The following is a 16,412-nucleotide window of genomic DNA, read 5'->3' as shown; positions in this document are numbered from 1 at the left end:
TGTCCTCAGCGGTGGTACTGCTTCTCGCGCTCGGGCTGCCACAGGATGGCATCCACGCGCAGGTGGACCTGGCCGCCATCGGGCAGCGGCCAGTCGATGGTGTCGCCGACCCGCATGCCGATCAGGCCGGCGCCCACCGGCGCCATCACCGAGATGGCATCTTCCACATCGGCCAGCGAGCGAGGGTAGACCAGGGTGCGAATCATCTGGCGCCCGCGGGCCAGGTCGGTGAACTGGACGCGGCTGTTCATGCTGACCACATCCTCGGGAATTTCCTCGGGATCGACCACCTCGCCGCGCTCGAGCTCCTGCTCGAGGGCATCTGCCACGAAGAGATCCTTGTCGCTGGCCTCATCGATCAGGCGCTGCAGACGATCGGCATCGAGCCGGTTGATGATGAGCGGGGGACGGGACTGCATGGCACCTCCTGAACGCTGATAAACGCTGTTTGTACGCTTATCGTGGTATCCAACGAAAACAGCCCTCCACCCGCAAGCGGGCGAAGGACTGTGAACCACCACCATACGACATCCTGCGACGGTTCAACAGTCCTGTCGCCCTGCTCCGGGCTGCAGCCCTCTTCACCAGCGGCTAGACTGGAGCCCCTTTCGCTATGGAGTGCCCCATGTCGGTTCGACTCTTCGCCTGGTTGATGATCGGCCTCGGCGTGCTGCTGCCCTTTGTGGGCTGGCAAGCGGCCAGCCCGGTGGGCTTCGTCGGCCCCGTGCTGGTACTGCTGGGGATCCTGCTGCTGGTCACGCGTCGCCAACGTGGCCACTGAGCGGGGGCCCACCAGCCTGAGCGCCCTGCTGGAGCGGGTCAGGCAAGCCGGATCTCGAGAAGCCAGCGTCAGCCTCGGCGCCATCCTGGAGGCCGTCGGCCGACGCAGCTTCGCCCCCTTCCTGCTGCTCGCCGGGCTGGTGACCCTGGCACCGCTGGTCGGCGACGTGCCGGGCGTGCCGACGCTGATGGCCAGCCTGGTGCTGCTCGCGAGCAGCCAGCTGCTGGCCGGGCGACGCAGCATCTGGCTGCCGCACTGGCTGCTGCGTCGCCGGGTGTCACGACCGCGCTTCCATCGCGTGCTGGCCTGGCTGGAACGACCGGCGGCCTGGACGGACCGCCTGCTGCATCAACGCCTGACGGTGCTCACTCGCCCGCCGGCTCACTTCGCCGTGGCAGTGATCTGCCTGGTGATCGCACTGGCCATGCCGCCCATGGAGTTCATCCCGTTCAGCGCCAACGGCGCCGGCCTCGCCCTGACCCTGTTCGGCCTGGCGCTGCTCGCCGACGACGGCCTCTTCGCCCTGGCGGGCTACCTGCTGACCGGGGGCACCCTGGCCATCGTGGTGGTAAGCGTGATGGGGTAACGCGGCGGTCAGGAGGCGGCGCGGGTCAGGTCGTGGAAGTGAATGCCGGTCGCCTTGATGACGGCGGTCATGGTGCGCAGGGTCGGGTTTCCCCTGGGTGACAATGCCCGGTACAGACTCTCGCGTGAGACCTTGGCACGCTCAGCCACGGCAGCCATGCCGCCCTGGGCCTCCACCACATGTCGCAGCGCCAGCAGAAAGGCAGACTCTCCCCCCTCCTCGTCCAGCTCATCGAAGGCGGTGCGCAGGTAATCGACCGCCATGCCAGGGTCATCACGCAGCATCTCGATAACAGCGGTGTCGTGGCTTTTCATGTTCGCGCTCTCCTCCGGTGGTCTTTCAGAAACGCCTTCGCCTGCTCGATGTCAGCCTGCTGGCGCTTCTTGGTGCCACCGATCAACAACATCACCAGGCGTCTGCCCACCTTGGCGTAATACACGCGGTAGCCAGGGCCGTAGTCGATTCGAAGCTCCAGCACTCCATCTCCAACGGCCTTGGTGTCGCCGGCATTGCCGGCGGCCAAACGGTTGAGACGAGTCAGCACGCGCATGGCTGCCTGACGATCCTTGCCCTTGGTGGCATCCAGCCAGGCTTGAAACGGATCGTGGCCGTCAGCGGTGAGGTAATGCGTAAGCTCCATCATCGGGCGCATTGTAGCTTAAAAACTACAAAAGCATGCAAGGAGACAGCCTCAAGAAGGCGCTGACGACGCCCTCCCTCTGCCCCCTGAGTAACGTGGAGGCGAGAGGTAATGGTGAAAACGCCGACGGCCGCCTGCGGGGGAGGCAGGCGGCCGTCGTCATGATAGGGGGGCTGGTACCGGCGGTCGGACTCGAACCGACAAGGGCTTGCACCCGGCGGATTTTGAATCCGTTTTTCGATAATACAAGCGCCGCGCTTGCTACGGGCATTTGTATATAGATCAACCGGTTGCAGATTTGCACTGATTACACACACCACATGGATTCGCTGTGATCTGCGACCAAACTGCGACCACATTGCGCCGTCTACCGCAGCGGATGACCGTCCGCTGCACAGGCGAAAGTTCTTTATCGTGGGCATATCCAATACAAGAACTGCGCTTCTCGGCCTGCTTCCGACGAGAGTGAGTCTCAATTAGCCACCAGACCATTAGCTATTCATCAGGGCCCAGGGATTATGAGTGCAATTTTGTTAATATTGAAGACCGCGCCTGCCATGCGGTTATCTCATAAAATCAAATAGTTGAGAATTTCCACTGCTTACACTGACCACACCGATTCTGCGCAATCAGCAACCAACCGGCAACCAACATTAGCGTCCGCCGAACACCGCCGGCGCATAGTTAGGCGTTTTTGCCAGTACTGCGGTAAGAGTTCATGGAAATGGCTTTGCTTGTGAATTAGGAGCCGCTCCAGCACTTCCTTCAGGTAGGTGTAGGACTCATGGCCATCCGGGCGTCAGCCGGCACTGCGGGGTGAGGGGCGGGCGAGGCACGAGCCGGCCCCGTCGAGGCGATGTGTGTGCGGAACGAACAGGCGGAGCCGTCGGCGCGCGGGGTGGAAGAGCGCCAGGGATGCGCAGGGTGGCGCAACCAGCCCGAAGGGTCGAAGCCCGGAGCACCCCGACCGTGGGCGAGGATCGAGCCTGCGGGGGTCACTTCACATCTTCTCTAAGCGAGCAGAACAGTCCGGCGGTGTTATCGTTGGCGATGAACATGAAGTAGTCGAGGCAGTCCATGAGCGGACCAGCGATGATTTAAGCGGCTCTCTCGTCACTCCTGATAGTTTCGTCGCTCTCACCGAGAATGTGTCTGCCTAGCTACCCTTCCATTACGTCACCTCGACGCGCCAGTGGGTTCGAGCCGAAACCTGCCTTCACCAACCGGAACCAGCTCGAACTGAGGTGGGTGCCCCTTGGGCCAGTCGGTGGTGAAATGACACTCCAGCCAGCGCCTAATCTTGGGCGTGCCACTGTCGCGGAACTCTGTGCACTGATTCCAGAAGCCGGGCGTTAATGTGAATGTCTCCCACTGACCACCCATCTCCACTTCAATGCTGGTCCAGCTGCGCATGAAGTAGGCGTCGCGGTTTGGACGGCCAACCCGAATGCCATAGATCGGGTTGTCGCGGGATCCTCCCCGCCAGGCACTTGCTCGCATAAGACCTCCTGGAGCGGTCGTGTCTCACTCTGAGCGTACCGGATAGCAAGCATCGCCCCAATGCTCGCCCACATTGTCCAGCATGATCTCGATGATGGCCGGCACCACATCACCCAGAATCCCATTGGCATCACGCAGCTGCTCGCGGTTCACAGAGCTGTCCCAGGTTGCTCCGCCATGAATCAACTGGTTGCGCAGTGTATAGAGCCGCTGGAAGACGATACTCAACACGGTGCCAGTATCATGGTTCGCCAAGGCGATATTCGCCGCACGCCTGGCTGCGGCGAAGCGCTCTTCCCAGTCGTCGCTTCCGCTCAGGCCATTCTGGTGATCCCAGTAGGGCTGGTAGACGTAGCGGTTGTTGAGCAGTAAGCGGATGGCGGATGGATAGCGACGCCAGGCCATCTCGGAAAGGCGATCCTGATCATCAAGTCGACTCAGCCGCTGCAGGAACTCTCCTAGCAGACGGCTTTCGGCGATGCGCATGTCGCCCAGGTCGTTGGCGTAGGCGGCATTGAAGGCGATCCACAGGAAGATGAAGCGGCCATCCTCGTCGTCGCAAAGCTCGGCGCGAGCCAGCCAGCTCAGCGCCCGGTGGATGCGTAGTGCAATGCCCTCGGCGTGGGCGTGGCGTTCAGTCCGCTGGCGAGCCTTGAGCTGGGCATGGGTCAACATCGGCTCTCCTCCCTGAGATCGTGGATGTCATGGGAGTATGGTGCATGAAGGGCGCACTTGCCGTAGCAGGTAAGTAGCGGCGTTCATGCCAGATGCTTCATCACTGCCACCTACTCGTCCCGCGACTTTCTCCCGCTGCGCTGGCGCTCCGACAATCCAACCGCAATCCCCTGCACCTTTCCACGCAGGTCGTGCTCCTCAGCCAGGTCTCTGGCAGACTGCCATGCTCCTTCGGCAAGACCTCGCCCTTTGGTAGCGGCCTCCCCAAGCCGCTGCTTGTCCAACCACTCGGTAATGCCAGGACGTGCCTTGAGCCTGTCGTTTACGGCGTGCAGTTCCGCCTGATAGATCGCCGGATGGACACCGCACATGGCCATCACTCGCAGGGTGTCGGCCAACCGCTGCTCCGGATACGGCCGAGCCGAAGCACCAAGAAGACTCAGCCGCTGCTGGCACTCGCCGCAGAAGGCGTGGTCATCCTCGAGTCGCCAGCCCAGGTAGCTCCCCACCCGGCTATCGGGCAGGCAGCCAAGCTTCTCTTCCAACTGGGCCTGCTTATCAGTCAGCACCTCCATGACGCGGCTCTGAAGAGTGTCCAGGTCCCGGTGAGCCTGCGACCCCACTCACGGTGTGCCTTTCCTTGACCCGATTACGCAGCTGCTCGGTCAACCGGGTGGTCACCATCTGTGTCAGTACGGGCGAACCTGGGAAAGCTGGCTGGGCTGAAGGCCTAGATCTCGGACGGCGGCTTTGACACCGACGCGATCAGCAAGGGCCAGAGCCTCTTGGCGGTAGGCATCGGAGTAGCGGGCACGGGCCTTCTTCATCAGGGTGGCTTGCTTCGCCATGGGACACCTCGTCGCAGTGTACTGCGTTAAAGGGATGTTCATCGCTAATGATAAGATCAGACTGCCTGAAGGGTTCGATACGGAATCGATCTATGTTAAAATGCTTATTAAGTATAAAATTGTCTATATGGGGAGGGGGCTTAGTCGCTAAAACAGAGACGTTCATAAGCGCATGCGATATTTTCTCCAGTATTAAGGGGTTTATCTAGGCTTTGTCTTAAAGTCGTCTAGCAGAGGCCAGGCAGGACAAAATTCGGCGAGAAGATGAGGTTTACGGGATACAAACGAGCAATTAATTCGATTAAAATGACTTACGCTGAGTGCAACCAGCTTTCGGACAAATTCTAAAGCACATGATATAGAACAAGATAGAGATGAGAGGATACATGAAAAAAGTTGAGGATCTTTTTAAAGCACGCGCATCAAGCCCGCTTGAAACTTCCATGCTTTATGACGGACGAGTCGGATTCACAATACCGGAATATCAGCGCCAATATGATTGGTCGGAAGACAATATCACAAGGCTCTTCTATGACACGCTGAACGGTTTTCGTCGCCTTTCCGATAGCGCCGATGCCAATGCTTTCACTTTCCTTGGCACATTAATTCTTGTCGAAGAAGAAACGAAAGAAGAAGAATTCTCTGGCGTTTCCGTCGCCGTAGTCGACGGGCAGCAGCGCCTGACAACGCTCACCCTTTTTGCTTGCGCTCTCAGCGAGGCTTTGCGTCGCGAACTAGCTGCAATAGAATCTTTCTCGTCTATCGATGCCAATGTCAAAAAGTGGCTCAATGAGGAAGTTGAGGAGAAGCTGTATGAACTTTATGAGTGCGCTATTGGGTCGCAAAGGGTTTCGCCTAAAGAGGCTTTTCCGTTCCCCCGCATCGTTCGAAGAGGCGATACACGTGGTCGAAGCAAAGCGAACTCGGATTACAGATCTCCTATAGGCCGATTTCTAGAAGGTTTCGCTGATTATTTTGATAGCGATACAATCGAATATGTGCCACCCGCACTTGGAACTGGTACCGATGCCGTAAAGCTGGCAGATAACTACCAGCTTGTTCGCGAACTTATAGGGAATTTAAATGATGCGGATTGGTACGAAGATACGGAATGTGAGCAATTTGAGATTGCATGGGTGAGGCGCACGCAATGCAGAAATCTTTTTCAACGACTTTCCGACTACATGAAGGATGAAGGTGACCGGAATCGGGCTATAGAGGATTTGGCAAAATGCCAGGAGGTCCATGCACTCGTCAGAACGCTTCTGTTCGCTTCCTACTTTTGCAGATGCATCGTGCTTACCCGAGTCACAACCGAAGACGAATCCGCGGCGTTCGACATCTTTGATGCCCTTAATACGACTGGAGAACCACTAACCGCGCTTGAAACCCTAAAACCCCGAGTCATAAATTGTGAGAACAAAAAGAGCGGGTATGCGGGCTCGCAGTCAGAAATCGCATTTGAAACGATTGATGAGAACCTTGATCAACGTTTTTCAGACACGTCCAAGAAGCAGGCAGAGACCAAAGATCTGATTGTGACATTCGCGCTCTATCTCGAAGGCAAGAAGCTCTCAAAGGACCTTGCAGCACAGCGAAATTTCCTCCGGCAAAGTTATGACGGCGCTGCGAAAAATGGCATAGAACCTGCGCGCCTTTTTGTACAAGCTATTGCCGACTCCGCAAAATTTCGCAGGTTCTATTGGGAACCTGACGGCATCGAGGAGCTTGCACGATTCCATGGTAGCGAAACCGTCGATGAAGTGCAGCTTCTCATGTCCCTCATTAATGCTATGAAGACGAGTCTCGCGCTTCCTATCCTCTCCCGATACTGGGCATCTAATCTCAAACATCGCGGTGAAACCCAATTTATCGAGGCACTCAAGGCTGTCGCTGCTTTTCTCGTGCTCCGCCGTGCTGCCACAGGTGGTACAGCCGGGATCGATAGCGATTTCCGAGCAATAATGGCACCGAGCGCTGGCCGCGGATCGAGCTGGAAGTTCGGCCTCTGCGCGGGTGTGGATCACACAAACCGCTTGCTATCGACTGACGATTTAAAGAGCGCTCTAAAAGCGCTCTTGGAACGCAAGATTAAGACTTTGGAAAAGAAAAGATGGGTCGATCAGGCCGCGGCCAATCCACTCTACAATCAGTCCCGAGAGCTTGTTCGCTTTATGATCTTTACTGCAGCGCATCAGGCGATGCCCGACACCGAATCTCCTGGGTTATGGACTAAGGAAGGCGTGAGACCAAGTTCACATATGAACGCTTTCCTGGATTTTAAAACTTGGCGCAGCGCCCATTATGCGACAGTTGAACATATCGCTCCCGAAAACGTCCCTAAGCAGGGCTGGGATATCGCCGGACTTTATCAGGATAATATACTTCGGCACTCACTCGGCAATCTGGTTCTATTGCCGCCGAAAGAAAATTCTGCCATCGGTAACGATAGCTGGCAAAAAAAACGTAAATTCTATTTGGCGCTCACTGCAACTTCCGTAGCCGAGCAGGCTAAGCGTATCGAGGAAGCCAAGGCCGCTGGCATCAGATTCTCTAATACAACAGAAAAGATCCTCCAAGACGGCGCGCGTCTATCGCTACTGGAACCATTGCGAACAGTAGATGAATGGAGCGTCGATATGGTCATTGCTCGTGGCAAGAACATTGCCTCGCTTTGCTGGGACTATGTATGGCCATGGCTTGACTAACTGTACGATCCCGAGTGATCAAATGAGCTATAGGAGTTATCCTCCGCTGGCAGCAAAGGAGTGCGGTCTGAATTACCAATAAGACTCGACGTCGGTTTCCGATGAATTCGAGCCATGGTGATTTCTGGTGTACGGGAGGAGGTCGGAAGAGTGGCATATCCTGTTGACTGATCGCGACCAAGATCTCAATCAACACGAACGGATACGCCATGACCAATTCTGCCCTCCGGGCTCTTTCGCAACCAAAACCCCAGGTCGCTGACCCGCTGCACGAGCTGCTGCGCCAAGGGGCCGTGACGTGATCGCCAAGACCCTCGAGGCTGAACCTGCCACCTTCCTGGCACAGTATGCCGAGCAACGGCTCGATGATGGGTGCCAAGCCGTGGTCCGCAACGGCTTTCTGCCCGAGTGGACAGTTCAGACCGGGGTCGAGGATGTCAGCGTGCAGGTGCTAAAGTTGCGTGATCGCAGTAGTGGTGGCGGGGGTGGCCCAGCTTGCCACTCTGCAGCTGTCCTATGCCATCGGGCGCCCCGGCCCCGTCTCACTGCTGGGGTTATACCCACGGCACCGACACGGTGCCCGATGAGACGCCGGAGCGCACCGAGCGCGAGACTGCCGACCTTCGAACTTTCGATTGCCGGCATCCTCAACAACCTCGGGCTTCAGTTTCAGCCCTACTACGACACCGCCACCTATGGCCACTTCGGGTAAGGAGGACATCCGGCTACCCTGGGAAGAGACGCCGCAGATCCGCCAGCTACAGGACGCGGCGGGCGTGGCACGTCGACCGACGCCGGACCAACAGAGCCTGACCCGAATGGTACTCGAGGCCCGCCAGCCAGACGGGGTCTCCGAAGAGATGGCCGAGTGGTGGCAATCCCGTTACTGATGATCGGCCCATCACGGACGTTGGCGGGCCAGACTTTCCCAGGGAGGCTGCGATGCTGAACGCCGACAACATCAGGCCACCGCGCCATGGGGATGGTTGAGGGTCTGCAGAGCGTTCTCCCCAGCTCGCTGGGGTTGAATCCGGAGATGCGCGAACTCTGCATGGCGTGCCACGTCTTGCGCGGCTGGTCCACAGATCACAGCACTTGGATGCTGTGGGCCGTCGATGCGGATGCCCCCACTAGTGCACCAAAGCCGTACCTCTGGTCGCCTGGATGACCGATCCCCAAATACAAGGACCTGGAGTCCATCACCAATGGCCTGATTGAGCGGTTCCGAAAGGCTAGGTGACGGCGGTAGATCACGGATGACGAGATCCGGACCACCTTGGAGAAGCCCTATTTATCGATACCTACCGTGGAGGCGCTGCTGCCCGGCGCACCTAACGGCTAGCGGCCGTTGCCAGCCAGATTCGGAGTTCACTTCACCTTGACCGAGGGCTGGGGAGTGAACCGGGAGATGTTCGTAAGCTGGCAGCATCACGATGCCGGCAGCATCATCGCATCCTGGCCGAGAGCCGCCGTGACGACAGTCTGCTGATCTAAACACTGCAGACCGAGAACGTTATGCAGAGGGAGCCCTACGAGGTCGGCTGGCCGCTGACACGGCGAGAAAAATCCGTTTTACGACGACTCAAGGCCGCACTTTTTACGAAGTTTTTTATAGATATATCAGGTACTTGCACACTTATACTGATTGCACGCACATGGTAGAATCGCTGAAGTCTGCAACCAAACTACCACCACCTTACGCCAGCCACTGCAACGGACGAGCGTCCGCTGCGCAGGTGACGGCACACTACCGGAGGCATTACGAACATAACCCGAGTTTACCCGGTGAGCAGATGACGACACCACGAGCCGAGAGCTGACGTCAGAAGGCCTAGGAAGGGCTTCCGTCAGATGTCAAAACCGGATCAGGCAATTAATACCTGTTATTTCAATAACTTAACTACAGGATACCTCGACAGATCAAGAACATAATCAGTAGGTATGCCCGTCAACGGTGACTGCTGGATGCATGTGGAAGACCTTGTCCAGGAGAAAAAGAACGTATACCTTTGTAGCTATGAAAAAGCCCGCACAGCAAATCTACTTGGACCACAACGCCACGACCCCTCCTCTACCGGAGGTGGTCGAAGCGGTGTGCGAGGCTCTCCGTACCGCCTACGGCAACCCGTCGAGCGGACATCGGCAGGGCGAGCCGGCACGTCGTCTCCTGCGGCGCGCACGCGAGAGGCTACAAGGGTATCTCGGCACCCCTGATGAGCAATTCATTTTTACTGGAAGTGGCACGGAGGCGAACAACCTCGCCCTACGCTCTCTCGCTCGTCATGGTAGTTGCATCATCACGAACGCGATCGAGCATTCATCAATCTTAAGCTGTGCAACGCGTCTACAAGATGAGGGGTTACCTACAAAAGTCATCACGGCCACCTCAGAGGGTGAGGTAGATTTGTGCGTACTGCGTCAGCAACTGTTGGCCCACCGCCATGCGGCTGTCTCCATTCAATGGATCAATAATGAAACCGGTGTTATTCAACCGATCCGAGAGATTACCGCTCTAGCGCGCGAGCATGGTGCGCTCTTGCATATCGACGCGGCTCAAGCAATAGGAAAAATCGATACAAATGTTATAGGGGATCTAGACCCCGACTTCCTAAGTCTGACTGCCCATAAGTTCAATGGTCCAGCCGGCGTTGGCGCCCTCTACGCACGGCAAACAGCGCTAATCGATCCTCTTTGTATCGGAGGTGGCCAACAAGACGGTTGGCATGCCGGCACCGAAAATACGGCCGGTATCGCCGGGATGCAGCGTGCACTCGAGCTTCGTTACAACAAACACCATGAAGCAATTGCTCATATGGCTGAACTTCGTGACATCTTTGAGAAGACAGTGCTGGACCGATGCTCATGGGTGCGCATCAATGGGAACCGCGATAAGCGAGTCTGTAACACATCGAATCTTTGCTTCGAGGGCATCGACGGGCAAGCATTAGTTGGCCGCCTTGATACGTTAGGCATCTACTGTTCGCAAAGCTCTGCCTGTACAACCGGCCGACCAGAGCCTTCCCACGTTCTGCGTGCAATGGGCCTGAGTGAGGCCCAGGCATACGCTAGCGTTCGCTTTTCGTTCGGAGTTACTAATACACATCAAGAAGCGGAGCTCGCCGCGACCATTGTCGCTGCCGAAGCCGAGCATCTGAAGAGGATTTTCGCATGAGATTTGGCGGACACGAGACGTTTCCCGTCCGCGAAGGTTGGCTCCATAAGGGCCTAACTCTGATCGAGGACAAAGAAGAAGCGTTCAGCGACCCCTATGTTGCTGACACTCTAGGGGTAGGCCGTAATATGGCTAAATCAATTCGCCATTGGCTCATTGCTACCGGGCTAGCTAAGACGCAACCTGGACAAAAGGGAAAGAAGAGCAAGATTTTGGTGCCCACCGAGCTTGGCAGGCTGATTTTGAAACATGACAGATACTTCCTGCAGATCGGCACCTGGATCGCACTACATATCAATCTCGTGAACAATCCGGATGAGGCCCAGAGTTGGCACTGGTTTTTCTCTCGTTACAGTGCTCAACGCTTCGATCGGATTGCCTGTTCAGAGGCCCTGAAGCGTCATCTAGATGCCTCACAGCAGCGCTCGCCGGTCCTGAAAACTTTGCAACGCGATGTCGCCTGCTTGCTCTCTACCTACGCTGTGCCTGTTCCGAATGAACACGCTGATCCAGAAGATGCCTCCGACTCCCCCTTCCGGCGCCTGGGTCTCCTGACCTACTTCCGTGACTCGCACATGTATCGGCGTAATGAGCTAGAAGTCGCCACAATTCCTGTGGAAATGCTCGGCTATGCATTATGCGTAAGCGGTGCGCTAAAGGAAGGAGGCTTACCGTTGCGGGAGGCTTGTTTCGTTGAAGGTGGGCTTGGCCGTTGTCTACAGCTCGGTCTCGATGCTTTTATCGATGTCGTCGAAAAGGCAGAGGCGGAACTTTCAGAGGGCACCGTAAGGGTGATCAGCTCAGCCGGAGAGCGCAAGCTACATGTTGCCGCACACGCTCCCATTGAGTGGCTCGAAGCCTATTACCACCGAACCCAAGCTCAGGGAGTCGCAGCATAGCCATGCAACAAGAAACCCCATTTCTGCGTTCCATCAACGTCGTCTTCGACGCTAGCGAACCTGAGCGTATCGGCCACTACGAGCCCACGTCCAAGGCCATTGCCTTCCTGCGAGGCGTCAGCGGCCATAGTGATAGTCGCGCTTTTTTCGTTATCGCCCCGTACGGTTCGGGAAAATCCATCAGCGCCACCTACCTCCTACAGTTAGTGGAAAATCGCAAGCACGCCTGGACGACACTCGAGGCGGTGGGCCAGCGCCTGCAACGGGTTGAGCCACAGCTCGGCGACTTTGCTCAGAAGCGGCTGGCTCATGGAAATACCCATGGTGTTGTGATTGCGCTCGAAGGTGCCATACAAGACGTTGGCCTCGCCATACGCGATGCTGCGTGCGCTTCACTGCAGCGCTTGGGGATGCAAGAGATTGCCCAACCACTCAAGCAGATGGATGCCAGCGGTATCGCCGGAGCGCTTGCGGTCTTGGATTATCTCAAGGACAAAAGCACACTCTCAAACTCCGAGCCATGCCTAATTGATCGTGTGGTCATCCTATGGGATGAGTTTGGCCGCCATGTCGAACAGCTCATCCGCAGTGGCCACCCCCAGCGTCTGGCTGATATTCAGACTTTGGCCGAGTACGCAGCACGCACTCAGAAATTACCGGTCACGCTCGGCCTCCTCATGCATCAAGGACTGCTGCAATACGCGACGGGCCTCAGCCAATCCATGCTGGGCGAATGGCGCAAGATCGAAGGCCGCTTCGAGCCCATCCAGTACGTTGATGACAGCCGCGAACTGTACCGTCTGATAGGCAATATTGTCGACTCGCAAAAACCGCGCGAGCTGTCACTTTCACACTCCGACGAGCACATCGCCGACCGGGCCCTAGAAGTGGGTTTACTGACTGACCTTGAAGGCGAACTTCCAGACCTGCTTTCACGCGCGTACCCCCTTCATCCGGCTGCGCTCCATATCTTGCCACGCCTTGCCGCCCGTGCCGCACAGCATGAGCGCACTCTCTTTGGTTTTGTGCTCTCAGCGGATTTAGAACAATCAGTTACGCCTGAACATTTATATGACTACTTCGCGGTCGCAATGCAGGCCGATACTGGCGTCGGCGGTACGTATCGTAAGTGGCTCGAAACCGAAAGCGCGCTCTCTAAAGTCGACGACAAGCTCGAGGCCCGCGCCCTAAAGACAGCAAGCATCCTCGAACTCGGTCTCTCGGGCGAGCGCAGCCGTGTCAGTCGCGCATTGTTAGAGTTCGCGCTCGGTGATACTCCAGCAGCTAAGCGCACTATCGAACAACTAATCGAACGTAAGCTACTACTACATCGTCGCCGCAGCGATCAAGTCTCTCTCTGGCACGGCACCGATGTCGATCTCCGCAGCCGCCTTGAGGAAGAGCTCGCGCGCCTTGAGGGCGACTTCGACATCCTCACGCTGCTCAACAAGGAGTTTCGCCCTTCTGTATGGCGGCCGGTTCGTTACAATGACAAGTACAGTATCCGCCGCTACTTCGAGTGTGAGTTCATCCCTGCGCAAGATCTGATCAGCAGCAAAAATGGCTTGACGCAAAACGGTGCGCAGGCCGATGGTCGTGTTCTTTACGTCGTGCCACAGAACGAGAAAGATTACGATGCAGCTTGCCAGGCGGCATTAAATTATCATGATCCTCTGACGGTCATCGTGGTACCAAACGAGATGATCGATATCCGTGTCGCAGCGGCGGAACTGATTTGCTTGACCCGAATGCAGGATGATGAGGCACTTCTCGCCGAAGACCCACTCATCAGCACAGAACTACAGCAGATGCTTGATGAGACTCAGATCCATCTGCACAACCAGCTCACCCGGCTCACCCAACCAGGATTTGAGGCTCTTTGGTTTAATGGTGGTGAAGCGCTTCATATCGCAGATCGCGCAGATCTGTTAACCACACTATCCGATATCTGCGAGAACCTCTTCAGATGTACTCCAGTCATCAAGAATGAGATGATCGTACGCCACAAACCGTCGCCACAACTCGTCAATGCACGGCGCAAAGTGATAATGGGGATTCTGGAGCGCCATGGTGAGGAACGACTCGGCATCGCCGGGGAGTTCGCGGATGCCTCTATCTTTCGAACGGTACTCTCCAATACTGGTTTATATAAAAAAGCAACCGATGGCGAGGACGTCTACGTCTATAAACAGCCGACAGACCTAACAGACCCGGCGCTTGCCGAAGTCTGGCAGAAGTTCAAGGATCTTCTAACTATCCCGGATGAGCAGCCTAAGGATCTTTCCGGTTTCTTCTCTGAGCTAGCAGCGCCCCCCTATGGAATGCGCGATGGCGTCATGCCAATTTTATTTGCGGCAGCGCTCAAGGCTTTCCCCTCTGCGCTCTCTATCAGCGATGAGAAAGGCGACTATCTCGAGGATCTGCTTCCTACGCATATCGAAAGCATTTGCCGCCAGCCGAGTGCTTTCACGCTGAGGGTCATGATGCTCGACTCGGAAACACGCCGCTATCTTATCAATCTTGGCGAAGTCTTCGGTGCCGACATTTTTAGCGCAAGTGACTTGATTCGTGCGGTATATGACGGTGTCGAGGCTTGGCGGGTGATGCTCCCCCCCGGCGCCTTGGACACCTCTGAGGTACCAGCCGACGTTCGCGGACTACAGCATTCGCTGACCGGCGAGGTCAGTCCTGTACAATTATTCTTCCACCGTTTACCGCAGCTCGCCGGAGTTGATAGCAAGGACTATGACGGTATAGTTCGTTGGGCTGCTTCTGCCACAAGTAGACTGGCTAGCGTCGTCGACCGCTATCGTGAAAGCGTCCTCGCTTCGGTCGATGACAACCTCCGGCTTATAACGGATGCCGCGCCAGACAGCAGCACAATGGCGAGATTTGAGCGCTGGCGCCAAACCCTACCGCCGTATGTTCGTAAGCAGCTTTCAGGTCTCGCAAAGGCGCTACTCTCACTGCCCCTGGCCCGGTTCTCAAATGATTACGCATTTGCCGACGCGCTAGCTGCCATCGTTGCTGAGAAAAAACCGCAGCGTTGGACCGACAGCGACCTCGTCCGCTTCCGTAACAACTTCGCAGCTTTGGTAGGCCAGATCGAAACCCACGCGCTCGCACTCGACTCCGATCATCCCCCGAGCGCAGAGGGTCGTGCTGCCATCGCAAAGCTGTACACTTATCGCATAGAAACCTTGATTGGCAACCTTTCACAGCTGATCGGTCATTCTGATGCCCAAGCACAGCTACGCAATCTACTAGATCAAACTGAGGAGGCTGAAAATGGCGACTCTGGAAGAAGCCTTAGCCAAAGCTAACGATACAAGCGTCAAACATATCGTCAGCCTATCCGGTGGTAAAGACTCAACAGCACTCGCGCTCTTTATGCGTGAGCATTACCCTGAGCTTCCCGTCGAATACGTATTTTGTGATACCGGCGTCGAACTACCGGAAACAGACGAATACCTCGAGCGACTTGAGGCAGTACTCGGCACCGAGATTGTCCGACTCAATGCACTTGACAAGCTCGGCGCAAAGAAAAAAGGTAACCGTAACCCTTTTGACCTTTGGCTCGAAGTCTATGGTGGCTACCTCCCGAGCCCCCGCTCGCGCTGGTGCACCCGCGTACTCAAGATCCAGCCATTCGAGGACTATGTTGGGGCCAATACCGCATATAGTTACATCGGCATTCGCCACGACGAGAATCGTGAAGGCTACACACAGCAGTCGAAGAAACCGCCTGCTCTCTCTGACAAACCTAACATTTTGCCTATCTATCCATTCAAAGAGCACAAGATGGGACTGACAGACATCCAGCGTCTGTTGGAAGAATCAGGGCTCGGTCTGCCAAAGTACTACAACTGGCGCTCGCGTTCTGGCTGTTACTTTTGTTTCTACCAGCAAAAAGGCGAGTGGCAGGCGCTTAAGCGCAACCACCCCGATCTCTTCGCTCGCGCCAAGATGTATGAGAATCCTGTTAACGGTGCGCAATTCACCTGGGTCGAAGGACGCACTCTTGAGGATCTTGAAAAAGATCCCCGTCAGTATGACGTGAAGGCACCAGACGAAGTCGATGGTTGCGCTATCTGTCATCTTTAACAGGCCAAATATAACAGCGCCAAGATAAGTTTCGGGTATTTTTATAAATAAACACAGCGAAAATTAATCACTAAATCTCTTAAAAAAGGGAAGAAGAAGCGGGGCAGGCCGGCCCTTACCTGGGCGGTCTCAATGACCAAGCGCAACACGTGATCCATCAGGTACGGTGTTGCCATGAACCACTGCTATCGCCATCTTTCTGCTGAAGACCGGGCCGCCATCATGATGATGCGAGCCACGCATTCGATCCGGGCCATTGCCAATCACCTGGGTCGTGCGCCGAGCACCGTGTCGAGAGAAATTGCTCGCCATACGGTCAACCCCAAGAAGGGCTACGATGCCGGTCTCGCGGGCTATCGGGCTCGTCTGACGCGACATCGGCCACGACAGCGTCCCAAGCTGCACCCAGACGGAGAGCTCTTCGAGGTGGTGGTCCACCTGCTGCGCAAGTACTGGTCACCGCAACAGATAGCCCGCACACTGAAGCGCATGCCCTATA

The 16,412-nt window shown here is 56.4% G+C and carries 13 protein-coding genes and 4 pseudogenes; 10 read left to right on the top strand and 7 right to left on the bottom strand.

Translation table 11 applies throughout. The annotated features are described in order from the left end of the window. Window positions 1–5: 5 nt before the first annotated feature. Window positions 6–419, bottom strand: a complete 414-nt coding sequence (gene rnk / locus GRB96_RS03635) for a nucleoside diphosphate kinase regulator (protein WP_161430600.1) — start codon at window positions 417–419, stop codon at window positions 6–8. Window positions 420–625: 206 nt separating this feature from the next. Between rnk and GRB96_RS03630 the strand changes: the two genes are divergently transcribed. Further along, a complete protein-coding gene (locus GRB96_RS03630; RefSeq protein WP_161430598.1) occupies window positions 626–781 on the top strand; it encodes a hypothetical protein in 156 nt (51 codons plus the stop codon). Beyond that, entirely contained in the window at window positions 771–1,367 is a 597-nt protein-coding gene (locus tag GRB96_RS03625; protein ID WP_161430597.1) for an exopolysaccharide biosynthesis protein, read from the top strand. Before GRB96_RS03630 ends, GRB96_RS03625 begins: the two co-directional genes overlap by 11 nt. 8 nt (window positions 1,368–1,375) lie before the next feature. On the opposite strand, the gene GRB96_RS03620 is transcribed toward GRB96_RS03625, so the two are convergent. The 6 genes and pseudogenes from GRB96_RS03620 to GRB96_RS03600 form a co-directional block, all read right to left on the bottom strand. Next, window positions 1,376–1,681: an addiction module antidote protein gene (locus GRB96_RS03620; RefSeq protein ID WP_023006604.1), complete on the bottom strand. Its 306-nt coding sequence runs from the start codon at window positions 1,679–1,681 to the stop codon at window positions 1,376–1,378. After that, window positions 1,678–2,010, bottom strand: a complete 333-nt coding sequence (locus GRB96_RS03615; RefSeq protein ID WP_161430595.1) for a type II toxin-antitoxin system RelE/ParE family toxin — start codon at window positions 2,008–2,010, stop codon at window positions 1,678–1,680. Before GRB96_RS03615 ends, GRB96_RS03620 begins: the two co-directional genes overlap by 4 nt. Window positions 2,011–2,608: 598 nt before the next feature. Continuing rightward, window positions 2,609–2,785: pseudogene (locus tag GRB96_RS15825) on the bottom strand (hypothetical protein); the annotation flags it as partial. Between the two features lie 746 nt (window positions 2,786–3,531). Then, entirely contained in the window at window positions 3,532–4,179 is a 648-nt protein-coding gene (locus tag GRB96_RS03610) for a HEPN domain-containing protein (RefSeq protein ID WP_161430593.1), read from the bottom strand. A gap of 113 nt (window positions 4,180–4,292) precedes the next feature. Next, window positions 4,293–4,757, bottom strand: coding sequence for a hypothetical protein (locus GRB96_RS03605; RefSeq protein ID WP_161430591.1), 465 nt, complete (start codon window positions 4,755–4,757; stop codon window positions 4,293–4,295). A gap of 135 nt (window positions 4,758–4,892) precedes the next feature. Then, a pseudogene (locus GRB96_RS03600) lies at window positions 4,893–5,030 on the bottom strand (IS3 family transposase); the annotation flags it as partial. A 386-nt stretch (window positions 5,031–5,416) separates the two neighbouring features. On the opposite strand from GRB96_RS03600, the gene GRB96_RS03595 reads away from it, so the two are divergent. From GRB96_RS03595 to GRB96_RS03565, 8 genes and pseudogenes are all read left to right on the top strand, one after another. Next, window positions 5,417–7,738 carry a GmrSD restriction endonuclease domain-containing protein gene (locus GRB96_RS03595; protein WP_161430587.1) on the top strand — a complete coding sequence of 774 codons (2,322 nt, stop codon included), beginning with the start codon at window positions 5,417–5,419 and terminating at the stop codon, window positions 7,736–7,738. Between the two features lie 209 nt (window positions 7,739–7,947). Continuing rightward, window positions 7,948–8,246: pseudogene (locus GRB96_RS15640) on the top strand (IS256 family transposase); the annotation flags it as partial. A 187-nt stretch (window positions 8,247–8,433) separates the two neighbouring features. After that, window positions 8,434–8,628 carry a hypothetical protein gene (locus tag GRB96_RS03590; protein ID WP_161430585.1) on the top strand — a complete coding sequence of 65 codons (195 nt, stop codon included), beginning with the start codon at window positions 8,434–8,436 and terminating at the stop codon, window positions 8,626–8,628. A gap of 1,079 nt (window positions 8,629–9,707) precedes the next feature. After that, window positions 9,708–10,910: a cysteine desulfurase family protein gene (locus tag GRB96_RS03585; protein ID WP_205743478.1), complete on the top strand. Its 1,203-nt coding sequence runs from the start codon at window positions 9,708–9,710 to the stop codon at window positions 10,908–10,910. Continuing rightward, a complete protein-coding gene (locus GRB96_RS03580; RefSeq protein WP_161430582.1) occupies window positions 10,907–11,809 on the top strand; it encodes a DUF4007 family protein in 903 nt (300 codons plus the stop codon). Before GRB96_RS03585 ends, GRB96_RS03580 begins: the two co-directional genes overlap by 4 nt. Window positions 11,810–11,811: 2 nt before the next feature. Continuing rightward, the gene (locus GRB96_RS03575) at window positions 11,812–15,132 is read left to right on the top strand and encodes a hypothetical protein (RefSeq protein WP_161430580.1); all 3,321 of its coding nucleotides are present in this window, start codon (window positions 11,812–11,814) and stop codon (window positions 15,130–15,132) included. Beyond that, window positions 15,098–15,913, top strand: a complete 816-nt coding sequence (locus tag GRB96_RS03570; protein ID WP_161430578.1) for a phosphoadenosine phosphosulfate reductase family protein — start codon at window positions 15,098–15,100, stop codon at window positions 15,911–15,913. Before GRB96_RS03575 ends, GRB96_RS03570 begins: the two co-directional genes overlap by 35 nt. A gap of 174 nt (window positions 15,914–16,087) precedes the next feature. Beyond that, window positions 16,088–16,405, top strand: a pseudogene (locus tag GRB96_RS03565) (transposase); the annotation flags it as partial. Window positions 16,406–16,412 lie beyond the last annotated feature (7 nt).

The organism is Halomonas alimentaria (genome assembly GCF_009902005.1).
GTDB classification, from domain to species: domain Bacteria; phylum Pseudomonadota; class Gammaproteobacteria; order Pseudomonadales; family Halomonadaceae; genus Halomonas; species Halomonas alimentaria.
The sequence above is the reverse complement of the archived record's forward strand: the minus strand, read 5'-3'. Positions and strand labels throughout refer to the sequence as shown.